The organism is Flavobacterium sp. ACAM 123 (assembly GCF_000264055.1).
Taxonomy (GTDB): Bacteria; Bacteroidota; Bacteroidia; order Flavobacteriales; family Flavobacteriaceae; genus Flavobacterium.
Map to the genome: position 1 here is coordinate 52462 of NZ_AJXL01000009.1, position 6843 is coordinate 59304.

The 6843-nt window shown below is 35.5% G+C and carries 4 protein-coding genes and 1 pseudogene; 3 read left to right on the plus strand and 2 right to left on the minus strand.

Features of this window, described 5'->3' with window-relative positions; genetic code table 11:
* Window positions 1-37: 37 nt before the first annotated feature.
* Both A3SG_RS18935 and A3SG_RS0102845 read left to right on the plus strand, forming a co-directional pair.
* Window positions 38-2951, plus strand: a pseudogene (locus A3SG_RS18935) (FAD-binding and (Fe-S)-binding domain-containing protein).
* 407 nt (window positions 2952-3358) lie between these two features.
* Window positions 3359-5290 carry an amino acid permease gene (locus A3SG_RS0102845; protein WP_016988497.1) on the plus strand — a complete coding sequence of 644 codons (1932 nt, stop codon included), beginning with the start codon at window positions 3359-3361 and terminating at the stop codon, window positions 5288-5290.
* A gap of 165 nt (window positions 5291-5455) precedes the next feature.
* On the opposite strand, the gene A3SG_RS0102850 is transcribed toward A3SG_RS0102845, so the two are convergent.
* Both A3SG_RS0102850 and A3SG_RS0102855 read right to left on the minus strand, forming a co-directional pair.
* Window positions 5456-5686: a hypothetical protein gene (locus tag A3SG_RS0102850; protein WP_016988498.1), complete on the minus strand. Its 231-nt coding sequence runs from the start codon at window positions 5684-5686 to the stop codon at window positions 5456-5458.
* 9 nt (window positions 5687-5695) lie between these two features.
* On the minus strand, window positions 5696-5980 hold the full coding sequence (locus A3SG_RS0102855) for a hypothetical protein (RefSeq protein WP_016988499.1): 285 nt from the start codon (window positions 5978-5980) through the stop codon (window positions 5696-5698).
* A gap of 583 nt (window positions 5981-6563) precedes the next feature.
* On the opposite strand from A3SG_RS0102855, the gene A3SG_RS0102865 reads away from it, so the two are divergent.
* A partial coding sequence (locus A3SG_RS0102865) for a hypothetical protein (RefSeq protein ID WP_029596581.1) occupies window positions 6564-6843 on the plus strand: 280 nt, incomplete at its 3' end.

Sequence of the window (6843 nt, forward strand, 5' to 3'; positions counted from 1 at the left end):
AGTTTTGACTAAAATACACTATAATATAGGATTAAACATGTCGACCTCACTTGAATTAAAATATTTATCCGACTCATTAGAGGGAACTCTTCTGTACGACGACCTTCATAAAACACTCTACGCCACAGATGCTTCGGCATATAGAATAATACCAACAGCGGTAGCGCTACCGAAAACAAATGAAGATATCGTTAAGTTGGTGCGTTTTGCCGAAAAATATAAAATTTCTTTGATTCCAAGAACTGCTGGGACTTCGCTGGCAGGACAAACAGTTGGAAATGGGATTATTGTAGATGTTTCAAAATATTTCACTAAGATTGTCGCTTTCGATCCCATAAAAAAAACGGTAACCGTTCAGCCAGGTGTGATTCGTGATGAACTGAATTTATACTTAAAGCCGCATGGAGTATTTTTTGGGCCTAATACTTCGACCTCGAGTCGTTGTATGATAGGAGGGATGGTCGGTAATAACTCCTCAGGAACTACCTCGATCCGCTATGGTGTTACCCGCGATAAAATAGTGGAGATTAAAGCTATTTTGAGTGATGGTTCTGTGGCCGTATTCTCAGATTTGTCACCCGCAGAATTCATGGCGAAAACGAAAGGAGATACATTAGAGAGCACCATTTATAAAAATATTTTTGAGGAACTTTCGAATAAAGAAATTCAACACGAAATAACCAGAGAGTTTCCAAAACCAGAAATCCACAGACGCAATACTGGCTACGCAGTAGATATACTGTTGAAATCCGAATTATTTGCTGGGACAGAACCTACGATAAACCTCGGAAAATTACTTTGTGGTAGCGAAGGGACACTCGCATTCACAACTGAAGTTACTTTGAAAGTAGATGCACTTCCTCCATCCAAAAACATTATGGTAGTAGCCCATTTCCATAGTATTCAGGAAAGCTTAGAAGCCGTTGTGGTAGCCATGAAGCATCATCTGTATACTTGTGAAATGATTGATGATACAATTTTAGATTGTACTAAAAACAATAGGGAACAAAGCAAGAATAGGTTTTTCCTCCAAGGCGAACCCAAGGCAATTATGATGTTTGAAGTAGCTTCTAATGATATGGAGGATACAGAGAGACAAGCGGACGCTTTAATCAAAGAGTTGCAGGAAAATAACTTTGGCTATGCATTGCCTAAAATTTACGGCTCCGATATTGACAAAGTTAATGAATTGAGGAAAGCAGGATTGGGTCTTTTAGGGAGTATTGTTGGTGATAACAAGGCAGCAGATTCCATAGAGGATACCGCCGTTGAATTAAGTGATTTACCAAGTTATATTGTCGAGTTTTCTGCGATGATGAAACGTCACAATCAAGAGGCGATTTATTATGCTCATGCCGGTGCAGGGGAATTGCACTTGCGACCCGTTTTAAACTTAAAAGCAAAAGAAGGCATCCATCAGTTTAGAAGTATAGCTACTGAAGTCGCTGTTTTAGTAAAAAAATATAGAGGCTCTTTGAGTGGCGAACATGGAGACGGAATCGTAAGAGGGGAGTTTCTACCGTTTATGATAGGCGAAAAAAATTACGAATTACTGAAGCGAATTAAACTGGCTTTTGATCCGAATTCAGTGATGAATATGGGGAAAATAGTAAATGCCTTGAAAATGGATGAAAATCTCCGTTTTGAACCAGGCAGAGAAGAACCAGAGGTTCAAACCATCCAAGATTTTTCAGATAGTATGGGCATTTTACGTGCTGCCGAAAAATGTAATGGTTCTGGTGATTGCAGAAAACCGCCCTCAGCGGGGGGAACGATGTGTCCAAGTTACCGAGCAACGCTAAATGAAAAAGATACTACTCGGGCTCGTGCCAATGCGCTACGGGAATATTTGACCCATTCAGAAAAAGACAATAAGTTCAATCACAAAGAATTATATGAGGTTTTTGAGTTATGCATAAGCTGTAAAGCTTGCGCCAGCGAATGCCCAAGCAACGTGGATGTAGCTGCTTTGAAATCAGAGTTTTTATATCAGTACCAGAAGGCTAATGGTTTTTCTTTTCGAAATAAGATTTTTGCCAATAACGCCAAACTGAATAAACTCGGAAGTATTTTTCCAGCATTGACTAATTTCATGGTCAATACACCTTTGGTAAAAAAAGGAATGGGCGTGGCTTCAAAAAGAGAAGTGCCTTTATTGGCTCCAAAAACTTTCAAGAAATGGATTGAAAATAACAAATACAAAAACAAAAACTACTTCATTTGTAAATGGGAAAGTAGTGCTGTTTTGTGATGAGTTTACTAATTATTACGATGTTTCAGTGGGTATTGACGCTTTTGAATTACTATCTAAATTAGGTTACGAAGTTGTTGTTGTAGATCATGAAGAAAGCGGAAGAGCCTATATTTCCAAAGGTTTTCTGGAAGAGGCGAAAGCAATTGCCAATAAAAACGTGAATACTTTTAAAGGAATTATATCGGTTGAAACTCCTTTGATAGGGATCGAACCATCGGCAATATTAACTTTTAGAGATGAATACCTTCGTCTGGCTGATGATAGTGCTTCCGCCGAAAAATTAGCGAAAAACTGCTTGACAATCGAAGAGTTTTTCAAAAAGGAAATTATAGCAGGTAAAATCCGCTCAGAACAATTTTCGGAGGAGGAACGTCAAATAAAAATTCACGGACATTGCCACCAAAAATCACTCAGTTCAATAGAGGCGACTTTTGCCATGTTGAATGTCCCTAAAAACAGCGTGGTTTCGATTTATAATTCGGGTTGCTGCGGTATGGCGGGTTCTTTTGGTTATGAAAAAGAACATTATGACATTAGTATGCAGATGGGAGAGGACACTTTATTTCCAAAAATAAGAAGTACTGCCCCAACAACGGCCATTGCTGCTGCAGGTACAAGTTGCCGTCATCAAATTTTTGATGGGACCAACAGAAAGGCGCAACACCCGGTAAGTATTTTGAAAAACTTTCTGAAATAGCACCAAATGAATTTATGTTTTAAACCAAAAGCGCTTTAGTATAATTCCGATGCGACATCAAAATAGTTTAGTGCAATTGGGCTATCTCAAAAATATAATCAGTATCGTCAATTGTTTTAGGCTTTTAGAAAAGGGTAGTTGCGATTTTTTGAAAGCTAACTTTAACAACGGAATTGTAATTATTATATTTTTAACTTATCACTTCTTCCTTAAAAACAGAATTTGCTTTCTAAATAGTTGATAAATAATGATTTGACTTTTTATTAGAATCTAATAAATAATAAGTCTCCTATCATTAAAAAATGAAATTGTTTTATACATTTGATTTCGAAATAAAAGCTACGTTATTACTATAATAATGGGATGTTATTTACAAAATAGTAGTTTTTAATGTGAAAATTTAAAGGATGGCATTTTCAAGTTTATTTCGTAAGAAGACCGTACAGGATATCTTAAAACAGATTGAAAAAAATGAAGCTGACGGGCATGTATCACTCGGCAGATATTTAACGGCAAGAGATTTGACCGCTTTTGGTATTGCCGCCATAGTGGGTGCAGGTATTTTTAGTACCATTGGTAAGGCTAGCTCCGATGGAGGTCCTGCCGTAATTTTCCTCTTTTTATTTACGGCGCTTGCCTGCAGTTTTGCTGCCTTTGCTTATGCAGAGTTTGCCTCGATGGTTCCTGTTTCTGGAAGTGCGTATACGTATTCCTATGTTGCCTTCGGGGAGCTGATGGCTTGGATTATTGGTTGGGCATTGATCATGGAATATGCAATTGGAAATATTACTGTGGCTATATCGTGGAGCGATTATTTTACGGGACTGCTCGAAAGCGGTGGACTCTATCTGCCCCAATGGGTTCAAGTGGATTACTTGACCGCCTCAAATGGATATAGAGATGCTACTGCTTTAATGCAAGGCGGAAAATCATATGAAAATCTAAGCGATGGATTAAAAGCGTCGTATACTGCTTGGACGACTTCGCCAACAATAGGTTCTTTTCATTTTGTAGCCGATTTACCTGCGCTGTTTATTATCATATTGATTACAGCTCTAGTATATCGTGGGATGAAAGAATCACGAAATGCTAGTAATATGATGGTTGTCGTAAAACTTTGTATTATCCTTCTAGTAATCTCAGTGGGGGTGTTTTATGTAGATACTGATAATTGGACTCCTTTCGCGCCTAATGGTACAAGCGGAGTTTTAAAAGGAGTATCGGCGGTTTTCTTTGCTTATATTGGTTTTGATGCCATTTCAACCACTGCAGAAGAATGCAAGGACCCACAGCGGGATTTACCGCGCGGTATGATGTGGGCGATCATTATATGTACTGTTTTATATATTGTGGTTGCGTTAGTGCTTACCGGAATGGTAAATTATACAGAGCTAAATGTGGGTGATCCATTAGCGTTTGTCTTTCATAAATTAGATTTAAAATGGATGTCCGGTATTGTTGCGGTAAGTGCTGTGATAGCGATGGCAAGTGTTCTATTGGTATTCCAAATGGGCCAGCCGCGTATTTGGATGAGTATGAGTCGGGACGGTTTGTTGCCAAAACGGTTCTCTAGAATACATCCCAAATATAAAACGCCTTCCTACGCGACGGTAGTTACCGGTTTTGTGGTATCTATTCCAGCCTTGTTTTTAAACCTGACTATGGTTACTGACTTGTGCAGTATTGGAACATTATTTGCTTTTGTGCTGGTTTGCGCTGGTGTTTTGGTCTTGCAGAATAAACCAGATATTCCAAGAGGTAAATTCAAAACACCTTATGTGAATTCAAAATACGTCATTCCTTTTATGTTGGCTGCAGGTATCTATTATGCTTTTAATTATAATAATAAGGGGACAATGGATTTTCTTACTAATGAAACCCAATTGAATGATGCTACTACTATTATCACTTCTTTAAACAAAGAGGAATCCAAAAAAGTATATGATTACTTAGAACGTATTGGAGCTCAAAAAACGACTGAGGAGTCTCTCGATTTAGAAAATTTGTTAAGTCAGTACCAAAGAGACGATGCGAAGTATGCTGCTGTAGTGGCAGGATTACCGATAGACAATGCGCTAAAATATGAAAGTGGACTGAGCTTGTTCAAACACAAAATTCCGATGTGGATTTTCCTTATTGCGTTGGTTGGGCTTACGTTCTGGTCTTTCGCTGAAAATTTATCTTTGATTCCATTATTAGGATTAGTGAGCTGTCTGTATATGATGGCAGAACTCAGTGTTTGGAACTGGATTTATTTTACCGCCTGGTTGCTGATAGGACTAACGATTTACTTTGGCTTCAGTCGCAACAATAGTAAGCTGAATTTGAAAGAAGCCTAAGAAATACTAAAGTTATAATAAAGCCGTCTTGATTCAGTTCGAGGCGGTTTTTTTATGTTAGGTTGTTTTGATTCGTAAAATATAAATAAGAAAAATAGTATTTTTTAAAATAAATAACGCAAAAAAGTGTATATATTTGATGTTATATACAAGTTATAAGTAACTTTACTCAACATTGCGGTTAATAAATTCCTCGGATGTTTCTAATCTTGCTTCTGCATCGTAAATATCTTTATCGTGCAAAATACACCACTCTAAAAACTCGGCTAAATATTGCTTATCTACAACGATAATAACTTGTTTTTTACAAATACAAAATGGACTTCTGCATTTTTCACAAAAAGTGACTTCTAATTTTATTTTTGTTTCTCTTATTTTTCCTTCCCAATGATGCATAGCTATTTTTTATTTTTCGTTAAATTTTTTATCTAAAAAAGCCATTCTATTAGATACTAATTGGTCTATTTTTCTAGCAAGAAGTTCAGCTTGATAAATATCTAAATCCAACCAAATATCAAAACCATTTATTTCAATATCAGGACATATATTTAAAGTTATATGTCTTGAAAAACTTTCTTCTTGAATATAGGCAGAAATCCCTAATGGATAAATACCTTCTTTTTTTCTTAGTTTCTCTAAAGCATTTTCGTCATCTATTGACAACTTACTGTTTATTGTTGTAAATCTCATATTGTTTAGTTTTTTAATTTAATAATTTCTTTTTTATCTAAATACATATTTTCTACTTTCTGTATTTCTGAAACTAATTTCTTTAATTCTTCACGCATAATAAAAGCTACTTATAACACGTGTTTTGCAACATAGCGAACATCGTGATTAATTTATTAATTTTTGTTCTCTTGGTTTCAATTTTCACAACTGAATCATGGTTTATTTTTTGCCTCGCTACGTAGCAAAGCACATTCCGTTATGCCACCTTAAAAATAAACATAACGGTCAAAAATGGACTGACCATCCGCCTTTAATTAGGAAGTGGAGTATGTGAAAACTGAAAAGCCAATTTATAAAAATAGAGTAAGTTGATTTGAATATCGAAAATTCAGAAAATAAGTTTAACATCAGAAAGTCAAAAATAAAAAACTTTCTAAAAAGTAGAATATGAAAAATAACAAATTATATATAATAGCAATATTTACATTATTATTTTCTGCAACAATTTTTATTGCTTGCTAAAACGATAGAAAATGAAATAGATACCGTTTAATAATTACAAAACCCATTAGAATTTATTGGAATAGAACACAATAAATTTATGAAAGAGTTCACTAGTCAATTAGAGAATAGTTACAAAAAAAATCAATGGTCAAAAGTTAAGTTTTTATCTGCCGATTATGCTACTCAATTCTCTTCTGTAATGAATAATTCTTATCATAAATCTTTTGAGAAAACAACTTCTACAATTGAGATTCAGAAAAATGTTTATGGTCAATTAAATTTAAATGAATGGTTTGATAACGATAATGAAACTAGTTTAGAAATGGCAAAATCTGTTTTAAGGAAAGGCACCTATTCTAAAATAGCAAAAGAAGTTT

Coding starts and splice junctions, on each gene's coding strand:
- A3SG_RS0102845 (WP_016988497.1), top strand. CDS start 3,359: ATGGCATTTTCAAGTTTATTTCGTAAGAAGACCGTACAGGATATCTTA.
- A3SG_RS0102850 (WP_016988498.1), bottom strand. CDS start 5,686: ATGCATCATTGGGAAGGAAAAATAAGAGAAACAAAAATAAAATTAGAA.
- A3SG_RS0102855 (WP_016988499.1), bottom strand. CDS start 5,980: ATGAGATTTACAACAATAAACAGTAAGTTGTCAATAGATGACGAAAAT.